The following is a 21511-nucleotide window of genomic DNA, read 5'->3' as shown; positions in this document are numbered from 1 at the left end:
AGGAGGTGCGCCAATGGGATTCGCCAATCTGTATAACAGCTGGACGCTGATCTTTCCGGCGTTGCTGATCTTGTATTATCTGTTCCGGAAACGGTTTTACCCGCAGCCGGTCTCCTCGACCCTGTTCTGGCAGCCGGATCGGAAGGAAGAGCATGTGTCACCGTTCATCCGCAATCTCCAGCGGAATGCGTTATTCTATCTGCAGCTGCTGGCACTCCTTCTCTTTGTCTGGCTGCTGCTCGGACCTTATATGAAACAAGACAGGACCACCGGTGTGCCTCTCGTGATCGTTGTGGACCGGTCTGCTGCGATGCTCGCCGCTCCTGACGGTGAGCCGCTGTTCGACCGTCACCTGAGGGAGATGCATAAGCTGCTGGATGAAACGCAGGAGCGGCCGGTCACGATCATTGCCAGCGGACCGGGTCCTGAAACGATCACTTCCGGACAGAGTGTTTCTGCAGCGGCGGCAAGCCTGGAGGGCCTCACCGTGAATTATGCAGATCCGTCGCTGCGTGAGTCGGTTGCGCTTGCAAGGACACTGCTCGGCGGGAAAGAAGGGGAAGTGCACATATTCACGGACAAGCTGGACAGGGAAGAGTTCAGCGAGGAAACCGGTGAGACGGAATGGCATGTCCATGCGAACGGGGACCGGGCAGACAACCAGTCGATTGTCCGCTTCGGGGCAGTCCGGCGCGGCGGTGCAGTCACAGCGATCGCAAAGCTTCAGAACGATGCGGATGCTGAACTTCCGGGGATCATACGCCTCCTGGATGCAGTGACAGGGGAACAGCTCGCACAACAGCAGGTCACCGGAAAACCAGGCGAGGATGAATATATTACATTCAAAGATATCGTAACGGAAGCTCCCGCTGTAACGGCAGAACTCGAATCAGCTGACCAATACTCAGCGGACAATACGGCATTTGCACTGCTGGAAACAGGCACACCTGCCGTGACGGTCGACACTGAACTGCATGAGCTGCTGAAGAAAGCGGTGGAAGCCGTCCGTGATGACATCCTCATCGATGACGGCAAGGCGGCAGTTCCGGAAGACGCCCTCCGTATCACCCGGTCTTCCGATGTCCTTGCGGAAAGCAGGCGGCCCGTCCTGCTGTTCGGCCGGGATGATGAAACGGCAGCGGAGGCGGAAGGCAGCATCACCGTGCAAGAAGACCCCCTATTTGCAATCGCGCCGCCAACAGATATGTATGTGAAGGAAGTGTATCCTCCTTACGACAAGTATGAAGTTCTTGCAAAAGTCGGCGAAGCACCGCTCATCCAGCGGTCGCCGGACGGGGACATCGTTTTTCTGGCGGACCTGGAATCTACGGACTGGCCGCTGCAGCCTTCGTTTCCGCTGTTCATCTGGAGTGCGGTCCATTCCCTGGCGGATGGATCGGAATCCCTCGGCGTATTCACACCCGGCCAGCGGAAAAATGTAATTCTTTCATCAGCAGCGGATCTCTATGACATGGACGATTCGTACATTTCCTCTACAGAATCCGCCAATACGCTGCAGGCACCTGTGAAACCGGGAATATACAAGGCGGCGGACACGGAATCCGAGAAGCTGCTGGCTGTGCAGCTCAGTGAGTCACAGCACAGTGTACGGACAGGGGATTCCTACATTGCCGGCAAGCTTGGGGAAACGGCGGAGCATGAACAGGAAACGGTTCCGATTCTGTGGCCGTTCGTCCTGCCGCTGCTTCTGCTGATGTCAGCCGAATGGGAGGTGCAGAGACGACGTGGATATCCGTATTGAACATCCTTTCTGGCTGCTGCTCCTGCTGCCGCTGGCCGTGCTTCTCATCGCGTCGTGGCGGTCGGCAGGCAGGAAAACAGGCCGGACGAAACTGCTCTTCCTGCTGCGCAGCATGTCCGTCCTGCTGCTCGTTCTGACACTTACAGCCCCTTATTTCCTGCTTCCGGACGATCAGGAGCAGGTGATCATTATGGCAGACCGCTCCGCATCCGCAGCAGGATCTGCAAAGGAGATCGACGACTGGATCGCAGAAGCTGTGCGTTCCAAAAAGGCGAATCAGCAGGCGGGCATCTATTCATTCGCCGGATCGCTGCGGACCGATATTCCGCTGAGCGATTCGCTTCCCGCCCTGCCGGAGATGAAACCGATGGAGCATCGCGGAGAGACGGATCTCGAGAAGGCTGTCTCCCTGGCGCTTGCGGCGGCTGACCAGAAACAGGCTGTGCGGATCGCCCTGCTGACGGACGGTCTCGAGACGAAAGGGGACATCCTGGCCGATCTCCGGAAACTGACAGGGGACCGCGTGCAGATCGATGCCGTCCCGCTCGGCTCCGGTGTTACCAAAGACGCGGCTGTCACCAGGATGGATCTGCCGCGCACCGGATTTGCAGGACAGCGGCAAGTCCTGACCGTGGAGATCGAATCTTCCGGCAGGACGGCAGGACGTCTGCTGCTCTATGAAAACGACCGGCTGCTCGACGAACAGGCGGTCGATCTGGTCCCGGGTGTGAACAGATTCTCCCATCCTGTTCAGACCGAAAAGACAGGTATGGTGAAATACGAAGCGAAATTGATCGCCGATGATGATCAGTTCCTCGAAAACAACCATCTGTTCGCAGCCGTTTCAATTCAGGGGAAGCCCTCCGTCCTCGTGGTCGATACGGACGAAAACCCATCTGTCATTCCTGGTCTGCTCGATAACGGGACTGTGCAGGTGACGGCGATGAAAGCCGGCGAGCTGCCTGCTTCGCTCGGCGGCTATCTCCCGTATCAGGCGATCATATTCGATAATGTGCCCGGCACACTGGTCGGTGAAGAGAAAATGGCGCTGATCGAGCAGGCGGTGAAAAACTTCGGAACAGGCTTCCTGATGACGGGCGGCGAAAACAGCTTCGGGCTCGGCGGTTATTTCAAGACGCCGGTCGAGCGCCTTTTGCCGGTCGAGATGGAAGTGAAGGGGAAGGAAGAACTGCCCTCCCTCGGTCTGATCATCATCATGGACCGGTCCGGCAGCATGAGCGGCGCCAAATTGTCGCTCGCCCGCGAAGCGGCTGCCCGTTCGGTCGACCTGCTCAGGGAGAAGAACACATTCGGCTTCACCGCATTCGATGAGAATATCTGGGAAGTCGTTCCTGTCGCCCCGCTGGAAGACAAACAAGGGACGACCGATAAGATCCTGTCAGTCACAGCCGGCGGAGGCACGCTCATCTTTCCGTCCGTCGAGAAGGCGTACGGGGATCTAGCAGACCTCAATCTTCAGCGGAAGCATATCATCCTGCTGACGGACGGCCAGTCGCAGATGCCGCCCGGATATCTCGATGTGATCGCGGAAGGGAAGGGGAACAACACGACGCTGTCAACGGTCGGCATCGGGACGGATGCCGATCAGCGGCTTCTGGAAGAGATGGCTGAAGCTGGAGGCGGCCGGTACTACGGCGTGACGGACGAGTCGACGGTCCCTGCAATCCTGTCCCGCGAAACGATCACGATGACGCGCACATACATCGAAGACGACCCGTTCTACATGCAGCTTGGCGGCAATCCCGACTGGAACAGCCTATTTGCAGAAGGCGTGCCGCAGATGAATGCCTATGTAGCCGTATCGGCCAAGCAGACTGCAGAACTCGCAGGGAAAAGTCCGAAAGACGACCCGATCATCGCTGAATGGCAGTACGGTCTCGGCCGGACGGCTGCTTTCACATCCGATTCGTCCGGGAAATGGTCTGGTGATCTTGCCGCATGGCCGGAGTATCCGGCATTTTGGCAGACCGCACTAAAACGGATCCTGCCGTCCTACGACTCGGCGCCTTTCCTTGTCACGCAGGGGGCCGGCGGGTCCTTCACCATCTCGGATACCGGCGGGGAGTCCGCGTTTCTTGAGGTGACGGCCGTCACGGAAGACGGGAAGGAAGTCGATCTGACAGAAGAGCAGACGGCACCGGGTGAAGTGGATGTGACGCTCGATGGGGAACCGGGGCTTGTCTACCTCGGCGTGAAAGACGACCAGGGCCGTTTCTTCGAGACAGGGGTCACCATCCCGTATGGCGATGAATACAAACCGCAGGAGCCGAATGACGCATTGCTGCAGGAAATCACGGAGACAACGGGCGGGCTGCTGCTGGAAAAGCCGGAAGATGTCTTCCGCCCGCATCCGTACAAAAGCAGGGATGAACGCAGCCCGACCAACTGGCTTCTGTTTGCTGCTCTGCTGTTCTTCTTTGCGGATATCACGCTGCGCCGATTCAGCCGCAGCTTGCGGTGGAAGAAGCCTCAAATCCTTGATGAACAGCCGGCTGCAGCGCAGGCATCCAATATATCCGAGCTGCTGAAACGGCAGCAACGCAGGTGACAGATGGTCCGCAGCGCATCGGCGCATACAGAAAACCGCATGGAGGCTCCCGGCTGACGGGGCACTCCATGCGGTTTTTACGTTCCTATTGCCCGTCACGAGGAACGGGTGTCCGCCAGCACGCCTGCGTTCCGTTTCGCCCAGGTGGAGGCGATCGCAAAACAGGTGAGCAGGATGGCGGTTCCGAGGAAGTACGGGGCAGTCATCTTCCAGTCGAACACGAAGCCGGCCAGGGCAGGCCCGATCATATTGCCGAGGCTCATATAGGCGTTCATCATACCGGCAGCGTATCCCTGCTCGTCACCCGCAAGCTTGGACACGAGCGTGTTGACCGCCGGACGGAGCAGCGCTGTTGCGGTTGAGAAGATCGTGGCAACCAGCAGGATGGACCAGAACATGCTGACAAATGTGATGCCGAGCATGGCGAGGGCCGCCACGACAAGATTGATGAGGATGACCCGCATTTCACCATACCGCTTGAACAGCCGGTTGATGACGAACGTCTGGATGATGACACCGACGAATCCGCCGACTGTGATGATGACGGCGATCATGAGCGGCGTATAATCGTACTTGATGCCGACGTAAAGCGAGATGGTCGACTGGAAATTCGCCAGCCCGAATGAAAAGACGAACATGACGAGAAGGACGACAAAGTAGGGGGTCTTCGCCGAGCGGGTGATCTGCTGGAACAGGTTGCCCGCCTGTTTCGGGCCTCCTTCGGCCGCTGCCGCAGGTGCCGGATTCGGAAGGATATACATCGACAGGAGCGCTGCGAAAATCGCCGCCCCCGCAGCGAAGTAGAACGGGAACTGGAGGCCGAACTTCGACAGGAACCCGCCGATCCCCGGTCCGATCATGAAGCCGAGTGACATGGAAGCGCCGAGCAGACCCATGCCGCGTCCCCGTTCTTCGTAGGTTGTAATGTCCGCGACGAACGCCATCATCGGCGGAATGAGGAAGGCTGAGCCGATCCCCGAGAAGAAACGTGCCGCGAACAGCATCCATAATTCGGTGGACAGGCCGAACGCCAGCTGGGAAACGCCGTACAGCAGCAAGCCGAAGATGATGATTCGCTTGCGTCCATGCCGGTCGGAGAGCGAACCGGACACCGGGGAGAAGATGAACTGCGCAAACGAGAAGACGGCGATCAGCGAGCCGAGCGCCGCACCCGCGACACCGAACGTGCCGAGGTAGTCGGGCATGATCGGGATGATCAGCCCGATGCCCGACATGGTGATGAACATGTTGAACATCAGGATATAGATTGCAAACGATGATGATTTGCCGGTCAAGCGCGTTCCTCCTTCAGTCATGATATGTACTTGTCCAAGTGTATCACACAGCGCTTGCCGGCAGTGTTTCAGAGAGCTCAGCCGGAAACTGATCAGCAATCCGGCAGTTTTGATCATGAATTAAGGAAAGTGATCATAAACCCGGGAAAGTGATCATAAAACGGGGAAAGTGATCATAAATCAAAGAAAGTGATCATAAACCGGCAAAAGTGATCATAAACTTGAAATTCCGCTCATAAACCTCACAAAACCGCTCATAACTTCACACTATCCATCGCACTTCTAACAGCCAGTGCACAAACTCCGACTACCCCGGACAAAAAAAAGCAGGAGCCCGCGGGCTCCTGCTCTGCATACATCACTTCATATCCATCTTGAACTCGAGGAACAGCTCATTATACGTGCCGAGCATCTCCAGGCCGAGATCTTTGTATACTTCCAAATGCTCGCGCGCCTGCTCGTCCGGATAATAGCGTTCATCAGACGTCACTTCAGGATCCATCAGATCGAGGGCTTTCATGTTCGGCGTCGAGTAGCCGACATAATCGGCATTCTGCGCGGCCACATCAGGACGCAGCATGAAGTTGATGAATTCATAGGCACCGTCGATGTTCTTCACCGTACGCGGGATGACGATGTTGTCGAACCATAAGTTGGACCCTTCTTCCGGCACAACATAGGTGATGTCCTCATTTTCGGACATCATATCCGCCGCCTGGCCAGACCAGATCAGCGATACGGCCGCTTCGTTATTCATCATCATCTGGGTCACTTCGTCACCGATGACCGCTTTGATGTTGGGGCTCAGCGTCTTCAGCTTGTCCGTCGCTTCGCGCAGTTCGGCAGGGTTTGTCGAGTTGAGTGAATAGCCGAGGGAGTTCAATCCCATCCCGATCACTTCGCGGGCGCTGTCGACGAGGACCGCTTCCTGTTTCAGGGAAGGGTCCCACAGGTTGTCCCAGCTTTCGAATGTCTGCCCATCCAGGAGGGAAGGGTTATAGGCGATGCCGAGCGTGCCCCAGAAGTAGGGGATGGAATACTTGTTGTCCGGATCGAACGGCAGGTCCGTAAAATACGGATCGATGTTCTTGAAGTTCGGGATCTTGCTGTAATCGAGCGGGATGAGGAGGTCCTTCTCACGCATCATCTCCACCATGTACTCCGATGGGACCGTGATGTCGTAGGAAGTGCCGCCCTGCTCGATCTTCCCCATCATCCCTTCGTTCGAGTCGAACGTTTCATAGATGACGTTCATGCCGGTCTCCTGTTCGAACTGTTTGATGAGATCGGGATCGATATATTCGCCCCAGTTGTAGACGGTGAGCGTGTTGCCGCCCGCCTGGGAGCCGCTTTTTGCGAGCTGTGCGTTGACGATCATGAGAATGACGGCTGTTGCGGCAATCAATGCCGCGCCGCGTATGAGCGCTTTCATCGCTTCACCCCCGCAGCCGGCGTTTTCGGCCGGTTTTTCAGTGCATAATAGCCGAGGATCAGCCCTGCTGTAATGACGAAGATCAGGCCGGATAGGGCATTGATGGTCAGCGTGACACCTGTCCGTGCCATCGAGTAGATCTCAACGGACAATGTCGAGAATCCGTTGCCGGTCACGAAGAACGTCACCGCAAAGTCATCCAGTGAATAGGTCAGTGCAAGGAAGAACCCGGCAAAGATGCCCGGCTGGATGAACGGCAGGATGACCCGCGACATGATCTCTTTCCGGGTCGCGCCAAGGTCGAGCGCTGCGTCGATGAGTGTAGGGCTCATCTCCTGCAGCTTCGGCAGCACCATGATCACGACAATCGGGATGCTGAATGCGATATGGGACAGCAGGACGGATGCAAATCCGAGCTTGATGCCGACCAATGTGAACAGGATCAGGAACGAGGCGCCGATGATGACATCGGGGCTCACCATCAGGATCGAGTTCATGGACAGCATGACATTCCGCATCGCTTTGCTGCGCATATAATGGATGGAAATGGCGCCGAGCACGCCGATCGCTGTTGAAATCAGTGCGGACAGAAGGGCGACGATGACCGTGTTCAGCACGATTCCGATCAGCCGTTTGTCCTCGAATACCGCTGCGTAATGTTCCAAAGTGAACGAGTCGAAATGGGACATCTTGCCGCCTGAGTTGAACGAGTAGAAGATCAGGTACGCAATCGGGGCGTACAGGATGACGAACACGAGCGCCAGATAGATCTTCGCGAATTTACCGTTTTTTTGCACTGCCCGCCATCCCCCTTTCGTTCGCTGTCGTCAGCAAGAGAATTATTACCATGAAAAGTATGAGGAACACGGCAATGGTGGAGCCCATGCCCCAGTTCTGTGTGACCAGGAATTGCTGCTCGATCGCCGTACCGAGCGTGATGACTTTGTTGCCCGCGATCAGCCGGGTGATCATGAAGAGCGACAGCGCCGGGATGAAGACAACCTGGACACCTGATTTCACGCCATTCAGCGTCAGCGGCCAGATGACACGCCGGAACGTCGTCCATGCATTCGCCCCCAGATCCCGCGACGCGTCGATCAAGGCCGGATTGAGCTTATCGAGCGCATTGAAGATCGGCAGGATCATGAATGGGATGAATATATAGACGGAGACGAAGACGAAACTGAAATCGGTGAACAGGATCTGCTGCTTGCCGATCCCGAACGCTTCAAGCACTGCGTTGATCGGTCCATACAGCCCCATCAGTCCGATGAACGCGTACGTTTTAAGCAGCAGGTTGATCCACGAAGGGATGATGATGAGCAGGAGCCACAGCTGCTTATGCTTCAGTTTGGTCAGGAAATAGGCAGTCGGGTATGCGATCAGCAGGGAAAAGAACGTGATCAGGAATGCATACCAGAAGGAGCTCACTGTCAGTTTCAAATACACCGATGTGAAGAAGTTCTTATAGTTGTCCAGTGTGAAATTGCCGTGCAGATCGAAGAACGAATAGTAGACGATCAGACCGATCGGCACGATGACGAACAAGACGATCCAGACCGAATACGGGACGAGCGGAAGCCGGGAATGCGCACGGTTATTCTTCATCAGCCGCACCATAGGCTTCCAGACGGGCATCATAATCCTCTTCAGACTCGTTCAGTCTCATGACGTGAATGTCTTCCGGATTGAAATCCAGTCCGATTTTCGTGCCGACAGCCGCTTTCTTCGTCGAATGGACGAGCCATTCGTTGCCGTCTTCATCATATGTGGACAGTTCATAGTGGACACCGCGGAACAGCGACGTGTCGACCGTGACATCGAGTTTGCCGCGTTCGACCGGTGTGATCTCCAGATCTTCCGGACGCAGGACGACATCGACTTTCTCATTCGGCTGGAGTCCGGCATCGGCACATTCGAACCGTTTACCGTTGAATTCCACCAAGTAGTCCTCGATCATGATACCCGACACGATATTGGACTCGCCGATGAAGTCCGCGACGAAGCGGTTGATGGGTTCATCATAGATATCGTTCGGTGTTCCGGACTGCTGGATCTCGCCGAAGTTCATGACGAATATCTCGTCGGACATGGCGAGTGCTTCTTCCTGATCATGCGTGACGAAGATGAATGTCTTGCCGAGTCGCTGCTGCAGTTCCCGCAGCTCATACTGCATCGCGGAACGGAGCTTCAGGTCAAGTGCCGACAGGGGCTCGTCCAGCAGGATGATTTCAGGATCATTGATGATCGCTCGTGCAATCGCGACCCGCTGGCGCTGGCCGCCGGACATTTCCGTGATTTCACGTGATTCGTAGCCGGCCAGGTTGACGAACTTCAACGCTTCTTTGACACGGCGGTCGATTTCCGCTTTCTTCACTTTTTTGATGCGCAGTCCGAACGCGACGTTTTCGTAGACATTCAGATGAGGAAACAGCGCATAATCCTGAAATACGGTATTCACTTGGCGCTCGTTCGCCGGCAGCCCGTTGATCGGCTTGCCGTCAAAATAGATCGTCCCTTCGGTAGGGTCCGAAAACCCTGCGATCAGGCGCAGGATGGTCGTCTTGCCGCAGCCTGAAGGACCGAGCAGTGTGTAGAATTTTCCCCGCTCCATTTCGAACGATACGTCTTTCAGGACGGTCGTCTCTTCGTTGAAACGCTTGGTGACATTCTCGAAGCGGATGATCGGTTGTGTGGACAATGGGGGTCCCCCTTTTTTATAAGTAAGATTCCGTGGCGACGAGCAGCAGCTCACTCATGCCGTCGTGTGCGTTCGATATGCGGTGCTGATCTTCTGCGGAATAATAGACGGCATCCCCGGTCTTTGCCCTGTACACCCGGGGGCCGATCTCTATTTCCACGTTCCCTGACAGTATGTAGATAAACGTTTCCGACAGGGAAGGGGCGAATTGCTTGAGCTCTCCTTTGGAAGAGAACGTGATATAGACCGGTTCCATTTCGTTCTCGTTGGAACGGGGGATGAGCCAGCGGATTTTGTAACCCATTTCCTCGTTCGCATAAGTCGTCTGATCTTCGGGTGAAAAGACGACAGGCTCGGTCTTTTTCGATTCATCGAAAAAATCTTTCGGACTCGTGCCGAGTACGTCCAGCAGGGAGAACAGTGTCTCGATGGAAGGGGAGTTCAAATCCCGCTCCAGCTGGGAGATGTACCCTTTTGTCAAGTCAGTGCGTTCACCGAGTTCTTCCTGGGTCAGTCCATTTTGTAATCGGAGCCGTTTGATTTTGCTGCCGATCTGCATTCCGTTCCCCACTTTCTAGAAAGTTTAGTAATAGTGTACTTGAAGTTTACTTTTAGCGTCTCTTATTATACAAAATCCATGCAGGAAAGCAATAGGCAATTGAATCCACGGGACAGCGTCATTTCATTGTGTTACGCCAATGCCCGTAGTAAAATGGAACAAAGAAATGGAGGGCTCCGATTGGGCGATAAAATGACATTCTTTTTTGACCCGGAAGACCGGCACTGGAACAGTCTGCTGAAGTCGGCACTGGAAGGCCGGGCACCGGTCACCGACGGCCAAAAACGTTTTTTCCTGTACCACAAGGAGACGGTGATCGAGTGGGAAGAGATGGCGAATCATTGTGTCTGCTGCATGGAACCGCTGCTGTACAATGAGCAATATGATTCGGTCTTCTGCGCGGACTGCGACGCATGGCGGGAAGAGGCCTGCAGTGATCCGCTCTGTGACTATTGCGGCACCCGTCCTGTCCGGCCGTCGCTTTGCACAGACTGAGAAGGACGGACGGCTTCCTTCTCAATTACACCCCGTTTTTTCAATAATGATTATTACAAGTGAATCATTCTAATTGATATAGAACGGGATGTTTGGTACGATATAGAGGAATTGAGCAGGTGAGAACACTGCTTCTAAGATAATGGAGGGATTTAGAATGGCAGAGCGTATGGTTGGGAAACAAGCACCGCGATTTGAAATGGAAGCGGTCATGAAGGACAAGTCCTTCGGCAAAGTAAGTCTTGAAGAAAACATGAAAGACGACAAATGGACAGTATTGTTCTTCTACCCGATGGACTTCACGTTCGTATGTCCTACCGAAATCACAGCGATGTCCGACCGCTATGACGAATTCGAAGACCTCGATGCAGAAGTGATCGGCGTCTCTACGGATACAATCCACACACACAAAGCGTGGATCAACACAGACCGTAAAGATAACGGTCTCGGTGAACTGAACTACCCGCTTGCTGCAGACACGAACCACGAAGTCGCACGCGACTACGGCGTATTGATCGAAGAAGAAGGGATCGCACTCCGCGGATTGTTCATCATCAATCCTGAAGGCGAACTGCAGTACCAGACTGTCTTCCACAATAATATCGGCCGTGATGTGGACGAGACTCTCCGTGTGCTCCAGGCACTTCAAACAGGCGGTCTCTGCCCTGCAAACTGGCGCCCGGGTCAGGAAACTCTATAAGTTTGACTGACCGGCAGCCTGCCGGAACGCAAGCCGACAATTCCCCGCTCAGCATAAGCTGCGGGGAATTTATTCTAAAGGAGGATTTTTTTCGATGAAACTTCGTGAACAAATGCCTGAATTGAACGGCGCTACTGCCTGGCTCAATGGGGAAGTGACAAAGTCCGAACTGGTAGGCGAAAAGCCGACCATCATCCACTTCTGGTCAGTGAGCTGCCATATGTGTAAAGAAGCGATGCCGGAAGTGAACGCATTCCGTGACAAATACAAAGACGAACTGAACGTCGTGGCCGTCCATATGCCGCGTTCGGAAGATGACACGAACCTTGACCATATCAAGGAAGTGGCTGCCGAGCACGATATTACACAGCCGATTTTCGTCGATAGTGAATTGAAGCTGAATGATGCAATGGAGAACCAATACGTGCCGGCTTACTACGTCTTCGACAAAGACGGCCAGCTCCGTCACTTCCAGGCGGGCGGCAGCGGCATGAAAATGCTTGAAAAGCGTGTAAACCGCGTCCTCGACGAAATGAAGAAGTAATACCTCAAAAACCCGGCGATCCTAGTTCAGGAACGCCGGGTTTTCCTGTGGTTTGAGTGTCAAGAACGGCTGTGGTAAACTAAACGCATTCTTATGTGAAGCGGAGAGATCGACTATGAAGAAAGAATTTGTCGTCATTGGACTGGGCCGGTTCGGGGGCAGTATCGTCAATGAGCTCATTGAACTTGATGCGTCTGTGATGGCGATCGACATATCGCAGGAACGTGTGTCGGAATACGCGCAGATTGCCACGCAGGCTGTCGCTGCCGATACGACGGATGAATCCACGCTGCGGTCACTCGGTATCCGGAATTTCGAGCATGTCGTTGTCGCGATCGGAGAGAATATCCAGGCGAGCATTTTAACGACGCTGATCCTCAAGGAGATCGGTGTCCCGATGATCACGGTGAAAGCCCAGAACGATTATCACGAAAAAGTGCTGCGCAAGATCGGCGCAGACCATGTCATCCACCCGGAACGCGACATGGGACGGCGCATCGCCAACCGGCTTGTCTCCAATGACATCCTCGATTATCTCGAACTGTCGGAAGAATACTCGATTGTCGAAATACGGGCGAACGCACGTCTGGCAGGAGCGTCTCTGATCGACCTGGACATCCGTGCGAAATATGGCGTCAACATTGTCGCCATCAAACGGGAGGATCATATTTTAGTATCTCCGCAGGCGATCGAGGAAATCCAATTGAATGATATTCTGATCGTCATCGGTTCGGATGTGGACATCCACCGCTTTGAAAAGAAAGTGCTCCATTGAAAAAAGGCTGTCCCGGAAAGTCATCTGACTCTCCGGGACAGCCTTTTCAGTTATACTTCCAGGATGACCGGCAAGATCATCGGTTTACGTTTTGTCTTGTCGTACAAATAGGAACTGAGCGAATCGATGATATCACTCTTCAGTACGCCGATATCGGCAGGACCGCCGGCGAGTTTCCGATGCATCTGTCGCGTCAGCATATACTGCGCTTCGTTGATCATCGCACCGGACTCCCGCATGTAGACGAAGCCGCGGGAAATGAGATCGGGACCGGAGACGACACGGTTCCGTCTCTTGTCGATCGTTGCAACGACGATCACGAGACCGTCTTCCGACAGGTTTTTCCGGTCGCGGAGGACGACGTTGCCGATGTCGCCGATTCCGCTGCCGTCAATGTAGACATCGCCCGAAGGGACCCGTCCTGCTGGGCGGGCGCTGTCTTCCGTGAGTGCCAGGACATCCCCGTTCGACATGATGAAGATATTATCCGGCTCGACATCGCATGCGACAGCGAGCTCTTCATGCATCTTCAGCATCCGGTATTCACCGTGGATCGGCATGAAGAACTTTGGCTGGATGAGACGGAGCATGAGCTTCTGTTCTTCCTGTGATCCGTGTCCGGATGTATGGATGTTGTTCAGCGCTCCGTGTATGACCTCGGCGCCGGCGCGGAACAGGGCGTTGATCGTCTTGTTGACGCTCAGCGTGTTGCCCGGAATCGGAGACGAGGAGAAGATGACTGTATCGCCAGGCTGGATCTGCACTTGGCGGTGCGTCCCGTTTGCGATGCGCGAAAGTGCTGCCATCGGTTCCCCCTGACTGCCTGTACAGAGGATCATCACTTCGTTCGCCGGAAGCCGGTTGATGCTCTGGGCATCGACAAACAAGTCTTTCGGTGCGTCGATGTACCCAAGTTCACGGCCGATCGTAATCGCATTGTCCATGCTGCGTCCGAATACGGCGACTTTCCGGTTATGGATCTGTGCCGCTTCGATCACCTGCTGCAGACGGTGGATATTCGAGGCGAATGTCGCGAAAATGATACGCCCGTCCACTTTGCGGAAGATGTCGTTCAGGCTGTCGCCGACTTTCCGTTCGGACATCGTGAAGTTTGGAACTTCCGCATTCGTACTGTCGGACAGCAGGCAGAGGACCCCCTCGCTGCCGATTTTTGCCATCTTGGCAAGGTTAGCCGGTTCACCGACTGGTGTGAAGTCGAATTTGAAGTCTCCTGTATGCACGATATTGCCGGAAGGTGTCTTGACGACAACTCCATAGGCATCCGGAATACTGTGTGTCGTGCGGAAGAAGGAGACGGAGGTCTTCCTGAACTTGAATACGTCATCTTCGCCGAACTCGATCAGCTTGGTCGAACGCATCAGACCGTGCTCTTCAAGTTTGTTCCGAAGCAGGCCGAGTGCAAGTTTGCCTCCGTATACCGGCATGTTCACCTGGCGGAGCAAGTAGGGGATGCCGCCGATATGGTCTTCGTGACCATGGGTGATGAACAGACCTTTGATCTTGTCTGCATTCCGTTTTAGGTACGTATAATCAGGAATGACATAATCGATTCCGAGCAGGTCGTCTTCCGGGAATTTGATGCCTGCATCGATCAGGATGATTTCGTCCTGGAATTGCACTGCATACGTGTTTTTGCCGATTTCGCCCAGTCCGCCCAGTGCGAAAACAGCTGTCTCATTGTTCTTTATCGATTTCATGAATTACACCTGCTCGAGCTCGAAGTGCTCGGAAGCCTGTTCATACTCGAGATGCTCCCCTTCAAGCTGCTGGATGAATTCGATGTTGTACTTGCGGTCTTGCAGCTTCTGACGCACTTCCCGCTGCGTTTCAGCTTCTACGTATAGTGTTTTCGTGTTCTCGCGGACCGGCACTTGAGTCTTGCTGTCTTGATAATAAACTTTAAAAATCATGTTGTGCTCTCCTTTTTTCTTTCGTTCGATTTTGGACTGATATGTTTAATAGTACCACGTCACCCTCTGAAAATAAAGAAAAGCCCACCTGCACAGCAGGCGGGCGGAATGTCGTTATGCGATGGATTTTTTGCCGAGGATGCCATTAAGACGCTTCAACAGTTTACGTTTCAGACGTTTATACATGGCGGTATCACTCCTTGAGTGAAGTGTATCATAGACTTAAAATTCTGTCAAGTAGAATCACCGTTCGAATGGGGTGGCATCTGGAATAGGTTTATAAGGATCTCTCGGATCGATATGATCATAGAACATGACACCGTTCAGATGATCCAGCTCATGCTGGAAAGCGATTGCCGGGAGACCTTTCAGACGCTTTTTGTATTCCTTGCCCTCCGTATCGAATGCTTTTACTGTAATCCGGGCATACCGGGGGACATACCCTTCCACGTCACGGTCGACCGACAGGCAGCCTTCGCCGGTCGATAGATAGGTCTTTTCAACGGAATGGCTGACAATCCGCGGGTTGATGGCGATCAGGCTGATGCCTTTTTCCTCGTCCGATTCGATATGGAGTGCGAAAATCCGTTTCGGTCTATTCACTTGCGGGGCGGCCAATCCGATGCCGGCGCGCAGCCCGTACTTCTCCGAGATTTCATCATCTTGACTGTTGACGACATACTCATGCAGATCAGCCGCGAGCTGTTTGTCCTCCGCAGATAGGGGGAATGTTACTTCCTCTGCACGCTGCCGCAGTGCAGGATGGCCTTCCCGTATAATATCTTCCATTAAGATCATGGTGGTTTGCTCCTTTACAATTTGGTGCGTGAATGTACGTAGTATCAGTATAATGGAATTCGGATGCATCGAAAAGAAATTCAGGCTGGAGCCTGGGAAAAAGTGAGGTGACAGGAAATTGCGGAAAGTATTCTTGTTTCTGCCGATCTGGCTGATGCTCATGGCAGGCTGTACGCCTGATAAGGACCAATTCCAGCATGGGCTAGACAGTATCCTGGAAGACGTGCAAAACCAGGAGAAAGATATTGCGGACATCGACAATCAGCTGAAAGACCTTGAAAAGAAGGAGCAGGCGCTGTTCAGCAAGACAGTCGAACTGAATATCGAGGACAGGGAGGCACTGGAAAACAATGTAATGAGACTCCGTACGCTGCTGGACGAACGTGAAGACCTGCTCGATGACGAAGACAAAGCAATTCTTGCCGCACAGGAAGCATCGGAACAGCTGCGGGATCTTCCACAATCGGAAACCGAGAAAGGCACGCAGGCAGCTGCAGATTTAAAGGCAGCTTTGGAAAAACGGTATGACCTGCATCACCAAGTCGCAGTCACCTACAGGGAACTTCTCGAAAAACAAAGGGAAGTCTATGATCTGCTGATTGATGAAAATGTAAAACGGGTACAGCTGGAAGAGTCTGTCGCCGAAGTGAATGAACAGCGGGGAAAGCTTACGGACACCATTCGTGTCTTCAACCAGTCGACCCAGGAAGTGAACAGCGCCCTTGAAGAAACCCAGAAGACAGAAGAGTGATGAATACATTGTATTATAGTACAGATAATACCTTGTATTACTACAGAAATACGTTCTGCAGCCTGCCGCTCAGTGAGCGGCGGGATACTGTGGAAGGCCGGCGCTCCATGGATTGACCGTTCTATCCAGTTTCAGTATACTGAATAAGGAACGAACGTTGTATCAATGAAAATCAGGATAACATCTAATACAGATTACAAGAAGGAGAGTTGCTGAAATGGCTGCAAAAAAGAACGCGCAGTTCGATCCAGTGAATACGCTTCATGAGATCGAAGAGAAGTTTGACATGTTCCAGATTCTGAACGAAGACGGGAAGATCGTGAATGAAGAGGCAGATCCGAAACTGTCGGATGAAGAATTGACGGAGCTCATGGAACGCATGGTATATACGCGGATCCTGGATCAGCGGTCCATTGCGCTGAACCGCCAGGGCCGTCTCGGCTTCTATGCACCGACTGCAGGACAGGAAGCGTCTCAGCTGGCTTCCCATTATGCACTGGAAAAAGATGATTTCATCCTCCCGGGATACCGGGATGTTCCGCAGCTGATCTTCCACGGGCTGCCGCTTCACATGGCATTCCTCTGGTCGCGCGGACATTACCTCGGCAGCGACCTCGCTGAAGGGCTGAACATCTTCCCGCCGCAGATCATCATCGGAGCTCAATATGTCCAGGCTGCCGGAGTGGCACTCGGACTGCAGAAACGCGGCAAGAAGAATGTTGTCATGACATACACAGGGGACGGCGGTACGTCACAAGGGGACTTCTATGAAGGTATCAACTTCGCAGGTGCATTCCGATCCCCGGCAATCTTCGTCGTGCAGAATAACCAGTATGCCATCTCGACACCCCGCTCTGTCCAGACAGCGGCGAAAACGCTTGCACAAAAAGGGATCGCAGCCGGTATTCCAAGCATCCTCGTGGACGGCATGGATCCGCTCGCGGTCTACGCAGCGACGAAAGATGCCCGTGAACGTGCACTCAACGGAGACGGACCGACACTGATCGAAACTATGTGCTACCGGTACGGACCGCATACGATGGCGGGAGATGATCCGACACGCTACCGTACATCCGATATCGACAGCGAATGGGAAAAGCGTGATCCGATCGTCCGGTTCCGCACGTATCTTGAAGCGAAGAACCTGTGGAGCGAAGAAAAAGAGAACGAAGTGATCGAACGGGCGAAACAGGAGATCAAAGACGCGATCAAACAGGCCGATCAGGCGCCGAAACAGAAAGTGACGGACTTCCTGAAGATTATGTACAAAGGCGATATGCCATATAATGTGAAAGAACAGTTTGACATCTACACAGAAAAGGAGTCGAAATAACCGATGGCACAAATGACGATGATCCAAGCAATTACCGATGCAATGCGCACGGAATTGAAGAATGATGAAAACGTGCTCGTATTCGGTGAGGACGTCGGGAAAAACGGAGGCGTTTTCCGCGCGACAGAAGGTCTCCAGAAAGAATTCGGCGAAGAGCGTGTATTCGATACACCGCTTGCGGAATCCGGAATCGGCGGCCTGGCGATCGGTCTGTCCCTCACAGGCTTCCGTCCGGTCATGGAGATCCAGTTCTTCGGCTTCCTGTTCGAAGTCATCGACTCGGTCAGCGGTCAGGCTGCACGGCAGAGTTTCCGTACTGCAGGCAAGCTGAACGCGCCGATCACAATCCGTTCACCATTCGGCGGCGGCGTAGCGACACCTGAAATGCATGCAGACAGTCTCGAAGGGATCGTTGCGTCCCAGCCGGGCATCAAAGTCGTCATCCCGTCGACTCCGTATGATGCGAAAGGCCTGCTGATCTCAGCTATCAAAGACGAAAACCCGGTCGTGTTCCTGGAGCACATGAAACTGTACCGTTCGTTCCGTCAGGAGGTCCCTGAAGAGGAATACACGATTCCCCTTGGCAAGGCAGACGTGAAGCGGGAAGGGTCGGATATTACGATCATCGCTTACGGTGCGATGGTGCAAGAGAGCCTGAAAGCTGCAGAAGCGCTTGAAAAGGATGGCCACTCAGCGGAAGTGGTCGACCTGCGCACAGTCCAGCCGCTCGACGTGGAGACGATCATTGCCTCCGTTGAAAAGACGAACCGCGCCATCGTCGTGCAGGAAGCGCAACGCCAGGCAGGAATCGCCGCAAACGTCGTTTCGGAAATCATGGAGCGCGCTGTCCTCAGCCTGGAAGCGCCTGTCCTCCGTGTGACTGCGCCGGATACGGTCTACCCATTCGCACAAGGTGAGAACACTTGGCTGCCGAATGCTGCCGACATCACTGAAACAGCCAAGAAAGTCCTGGACTTCTAAAAAACTACCGACAGACTAAAAAGAGAGGGTGGATCACGTGGCATATCATTTTCGCTTACCAGATATCGGAGAAGGAATTCACGAAGGCGAAATCGTAAAATGGTTCGTTTCCAAAGGGGACACCATCAACGAAGACGATACATTGCTTGAAGTGCAGAACGACAAATCAGTTGTGGAAATCCCATCCCCGGTCTCCGGGACAATAGAGGAAATCCTCGTCCAGGAAGGGACGGTCGCTGTCGTAGGGGACAAGCTGATCCGTATCGACTCCCCGGATCACGAAGACGCAGAAGATGACGAAGCTCCGGCAGAACAGCCGGAGGAAAAGAAGGAAGAAACGGAAGCGCAAGTCCAGTCCGTGGCTGAAGCCGGCCAGAAAATCGATAAGGAAGAGGCTCCTCAGCAAGAGGCAGGTAAGGGTGAAGATACGACGCCTGCAGCGGGTTCCGGTAATGCAGATCCGAACCGCCGGGTGATCGCGATGCCGTCCGTCCGTAAATTCGCACGGGAAGAGGGCGTCGACATCCGCCAGGTATCGGGGTCAGGCAAAAACGGCCGCGTAATGAAAGAAGACATCGAGGCATTCAAACAGGGCGGAGGCAAGCCGCAGGCGGAACAGCCGGTGGCAGAGGAAGCATCCGGAGCTTCTGCTGAAGCAGCACAAACAGCAGAAACGAAACCTGCAGAACAGGCGATCCCTGAAGGGGACTTCCCTGAAACCCGTGAGAAACTGTCCGGTATCCGGAAGGCGATCGCAAAAGCGATGGTAAATTCGAAGCATACAGCGCCGCATGTCACATTGCTCGACGAAGTCGACGTGACCGAGCTTGTAGCACACCGCAAGAAATTCAAGGAAATCGCGGCGGAACAGGACATCAAGCTGACGTACTTGCCGTATGTCGTGAAAGCACTCGTTTCGACACTGCGCAAGTTCCCGGAACTCAATACATCGCTCGACGATGCTGCGGATGAACTGATCTACAAGCATTACTTCAATATCGGTATCGCGGCGGATACGGACCGCGGACTCCTTGTGCCGGTCATCAAGCATGCTGACCGCAAATCGATGTTCGCGATTTCGAAAGAGATTTCGGAACTCGGCGGAAAAGCGCGTGACGGCAAGCTGTCACCAGCGGAGATGAAAGGCGCGTCATGCTCGATCACGAATATCGGATCGGCCGGCGGTCAGTGGTTCACTCCGATCATCAACCATCCGGAAGTCGCGATTCTCGGCATCGGCCGTATTTCCGAAAAACCGGTCGTCAAAAATGGTGAAATCGTTGCTGCACCTATGTTAGCATTATCATTAGTGTTTGATCATCGGGTGATCGATGGTGCAACAGGCCAGCAGGCGCTCAACCATATTAAGCACTTACTCGGAAATCCAGAACTTTTATTAATGGAGGCGTAAACCATGGTAGTAGGAGACTTTCCAATTGAAACAGATACGCTCGTAGTCGGTTCAGGTCCCGGAGGATACGTTGCAGCGATCCGCGCAGCACAGCTCGGCCAGAAAGTGACGATCGTCGAGAAGAATACAATCGGCGGCGTCTGCCTGAATGTGGGATGCATTCCGTCGAAAGCACTCATCTCAGTCGGACACCGCTTTGTGCACGCGCAAGGATCCGATGACATGGGGATCACAGCATCAGACGTCAAGCTCGACTTCAGCAAAGCGATGGCATTCAAAGAGAGCGTCGTGAAGAAGCTCACCGGCGGTGTTGAAGGCCTTCTGAAAGGGAACCAAGTCGAAATCGTCCAGGGGGAAGCCTACTTCTCTGATGCGAATACAGTCCGTGTGATGGACGAAAAATCCGCACAGACGTATAAATTCAAAAATGCGATCATCGCAACAGGCGCACGTCCTGTCGAAATCCCGAACTTCAAATTCTCCGAGCGCATCATCAACTCGACAGGTGCACTCGCATTGAAAGAGCTGCCGAAGAAACTCGTCGTCATCGGCGGAGGCTACATCGGTACGGAGCTCGGTTCCGCCTATGCGAACCTCGGGTCGGAAGTGACGATCATCGAAGGTGCGGACGACATCCTGTCCGGCTTCGAGAAGCAGATGACGCAGCTTGTGAAAAAAGACCTGAAGAAAAAAGGCGTCGAAGTCGTCGTGAAAGCGACTGCCAAAGGTGCTGAAGAGACGGACAGCGGTGTCAAAGTGACATATGAGGCAAAAGGCGAAGAAAAGACTGTCGAAGCGGACTATGTACTTGTGACTGTCGGGCGCCGTCCGAACACTGATGAAATGGGCCTGGAAGAGCTTGGCCTCAAGTTTGAAGACAAAGGCCTTCTCAGCGTCGACAAGCAGAGCCGTACGAGCATCCCGAACATTTACGCGATCGGTGATATCGTGCCGGGCCTCCAGCTTGCACACAAAGCTTCCTATGAAGGGAAAATCGCTGCGGAAGCGATCGATGGACAAAAATCGGAAGTGGACTACCTGGCAATCCCGGCTGTCTGTTTCACAGATCCTGAGCTTGCAACAGTCGGCCTGAATGAGAAACAGGCAAAAGACGAAGGTTATGAAGTAGCAGTCGGTAAGTTCCCGTTCGCAGCAAACGGCCGTGCGCTTTCCCTGAACGCAACTGATGGTTTCGTGAAACTCGTTGCACGCAAGGAAGACGGCCTCCTGCTTGGGGCTCAGATTGCAGGTGAGAATGCATCTGACATGATCGCTGAAATGGCGATCGCTATCGAAAGCGGCATGACACTGGAGGATGTTTCGATGACCATCCATGCACACCCGACACTCGGGGAGATCGCAATGGAAGCAGCCGAAGTGGCGCTTGGCAAACCGATCCATATCCTTTCGAAATAATCACCTGAAAGAGCCTGTCCGGCATGCGCCGGATAGGTTTTTTCAACTATGCATACAC

The 21511-nt window shown here is 53.9% G+C and carries 20 protein-coding genes; 11 read left to right on the top strand and 9 right to left on the bottom strand.

The features are described 5' to 3' along the window. Positions 1-13 precede the first annotated feature (13 nt). Positions 14-1762 carry a vWA domain-containing protein gene (locus tag BN1190_RS11310; RefSeq protein ID WP_040286999.1) on the top strand — a complete coding sequence of 583 codons (1749 nt, stop codon included), beginning with the start codon at positions 14-16 and terminating at the stop codon, positions 1760-1762. Further along, entirely contained in the window at positions 1746-4331 is a 2586-nt protein-coding gene (locus tag BN1190_RS11305; RefSeq protein ID WP_040286998.1) for a VWA domain-containing protein, read from the top strand. The genes BN1190_RS11310 and BN1190_RS11305 overlap by 17 nt, the downstream gene beginning before the upstream one ends. Positions 4332-4426: 95 nt before the next feature. On the opposite strand, the gene BN1190_RS11300 is transcribed toward BN1190_RS11305, so the two are convergent. From BN1190_RS11300 to BN1190_RS11275, 6 genes are all read right to left on the bottom strand, one after another. After that, positions 4427-5626, bottom strand: a complete 1200-nt coding sequence (locus BN1190_RS11300; protein ID WP_040286997.1) for an MFS transporter — start codon at positions 5624-5626, stop codon at positions 4427-4429. A gap of 358 nt (positions 5627-5984) precedes the next feature. Beyond that, on the bottom strand, positions 5985-7004 hold the full coding sequence (locus BN1190_RS11295; RefSeq protein WP_425313932.1) for an ABC transporter substrate-binding protein: 1020 nt from the start codon (positions 7002-7004) through the stop codon (positions 5985-5987). Between the two features lie 50 nt (positions 7005-7054). Beyond that, the gene (locus BN1190_RS11290) at positions 7055-7855 is read right to left on the bottom strand and encodes an ABC transporter permease (RefSeq protein WP_040286995.1); all 801 of its coding nucleotides are present in this window, start codon (positions 7853-7855) and stop codon (positions 7055-7057) included. After that, positions 7839-8666 carry an ABC transporter permease gene (locus BN1190_RS11285; RefSeq protein ID WP_040287291.1) on the bottom strand — a complete coding sequence of 276 codons (828 nt, stop codon included), beginning with the start codon at positions 8664-8666 and terminating at the stop codon, positions 7839-7841. The genes BN1190_RS11290 and BN1190_RS11285 overlap by 17 nt, the downstream gene beginning before the upstream one ends. After that, positions 8656-9759: an ABC transporter ATP-binding protein gene (locus tag BN1190_RS11280; RefSeq protein WP_040286994.1), complete on the bottom strand. Its 1104-nt coding sequence runs from the start codon at positions 9757-9759 to the stop codon at positions 8656-8658. The genes BN1190_RS11285 and BN1190_RS11280 overlap by 11 nt, the downstream gene beginning before the upstream one ends. 16 nt (positions 9760-9775) lie before the next feature. After that, positions 9776-10318: a helix-turn-helix domain-containing protein gene (locus BN1190_RS11275; protein ID WP_040286993.1), complete on the bottom strand. Its 543-nt coding sequence runs from the start codon at positions 10316-10318 to the stop codon at positions 9776-9778. Between the two features lie 180 nt (positions 10319-10498). Here BN1190_RS11275 and BN1190_RS11270 point away from each other — a divergent pair, with 180 nt between their 5' ends. The 4 genes from BN1190_RS11270 to BN1190_RS11255 all read left to right on the top strand — a co-directional run bounded on the left by BN1190_RS11270 (position 10499) and on the right by BN1190_RS11255 (position 12832). Continuing rightward, the gene (locus BN1190_RS11270) at positions 10499-10813 is read left to right on the top strand and encodes a hypothetical protein (RefSeq protein ID WP_040286992.1); all 315 of its coding nucleotides are present in this window, start codon (positions 10499-10501) and stop codon (positions 10811-10813) included. Positions 10814-10970: 157 nt separating this feature from the next. Further along, on the top strand, positions 10971-11513 hold the full coding sequence (locus BN1190_RS11265) for a peroxiredoxin (RefSeq protein ID WP_040286991.1): 543 nt from the start codon (positions 10971-10973) through the stop codon (positions 11511-11513). 94 nt (positions 11514-11607) lie between these two features. Continuing rightward, positions 11608-12057 (top strand): TlpA family protein disulfide reductase, encoded by a 450-nt coding sequence (locus tag BN1190_RS11260; protein WP_040286990.1) that lies wholly within the window; start codon positions 11608-11610, stop codon positions 12055-12057. Between the two features lie 115 nt (positions 12058-12172). Further along, positions 12173-12832: a potassium channel family protein gene (locus BN1190_RS11255; protein WP_040286989.1), complete on the top strand. Its 660-nt coding sequence runs from the start codon at positions 12173-12175 to the stop codon at positions 12830-12832. Between the two features lie 50 nt (positions 12833-12882). On the opposite strand, the gene rnjA is transcribed toward BN1190_RS11255, so the two are convergent. From rnjA to def, 3 genes are all read right to left on the bottom strand, one after another. Continuing rightward, positions 12883-14550, bottom strand: coding sequence for a ribonuclease J1 (gene rnjA / locus BN1190_RS11250; RefSeq protein WP_040286988.1), 1668 nt, complete (start codon positions 14548-14550; stop codon positions 12883-12885). A 3-nt stretch (positions 14551-14553) separates the two neighbouring features. Next, positions 14554-14763: a DNA-dependent RNA polymerase subunit epsilon gene (locus BN1190_RS11245; protein WP_040286987.1), complete on the bottom strand. Its 210-nt coding sequence runs from the start codon at positions 14761-14763 to the stop codon at positions 14554-14556. Positions 14764-15006: 243 nt separating this feature from the next. Continuing rightward, entirely contained in the window at positions 15007-15561 is a 555-nt protein-coding gene (gene def / locus BN1190_RS11240; RefSeq protein WP_040286986.1) for a peptide deformylase, read from the bottom strand. 118 nt (positions 15562-15679) lie between these two features. Here def and BN1190_RS11235 point away from each other — a divergent pair, with 118 nt between their 5' ends. From BN1190_RS11235 to lpdA, 5 genes are all read left to right on the top strand, one after another. Next, positions 15680-16312, top strand: coding sequence for a YkyA family protein (locus BN1190_RS11235; protein WP_040286985.1), 633 nt, complete (start codon positions 15680-15682; stop codon positions 16310-16312). A gap of 217 nt (positions 16313-16529) precedes the next feature. Then, positions 16530-17645 carry a pyruvate dehydrogenase (acetyl-transferring) E1 component subunit alpha gene (pdhA, locus tag BN1190_RS11230; RefSeq protein ID WP_040286984.1) on the top strand — a complete coding sequence of 372 codons (1116 nt, stop codon included), beginning with the start codon at positions 16530-16532 and terminating at the stop codon, positions 17643-17645. Between the two features lie 3 nt (positions 17646-17648). Then, positions 17649-18626, top strand: a complete 978-nt coding sequence (locus tag BN1190_RS11225) for an alpha-ketoacid dehydrogenase subunit beta (RefSeq protein WP_040286983.1) — start codon at positions 17649-17651, stop codon at positions 18624-18626. Positions 18627-18663: 37 nt separating this feature from the next. Further along, complete coding sequence (locus tag BN1190_RS11220; RefSeq protein ID WP_040286982.1) at positions 18664-20037, top strand: dihydrolipoamide acetyltransferase family protein; 1374 nt, start codon at positions 18664-18666, stop codon at positions 20035-20037. Positions 20038-20040: 3 nt separating this feature from the next. Further along, positions 20041-21453: a dihydrolipoyl dehydrogenase gene (gene lpdA, locus BN1190_RS11215; protein ID WP_040286981.1), complete on the top strand. Its 1413-nt coding sequence runs from the start codon at positions 20041-20043 to the stop codon at positions 21451-21453. Positions 21454-21511: the final 58 nt, after the last annotated feature.

This window comes from Sporosarcina koreensis (assembly GCF_000826145.2).
Lineage (GTDB): Bacteria > Bacillota > Bacilli > Bacillales_A > Planococcaceae > Sporosarcina > Sporosarcina trichiuri.
This window is presented reverse-complemented; position numbering and strand designations above follow the sequence as displayed.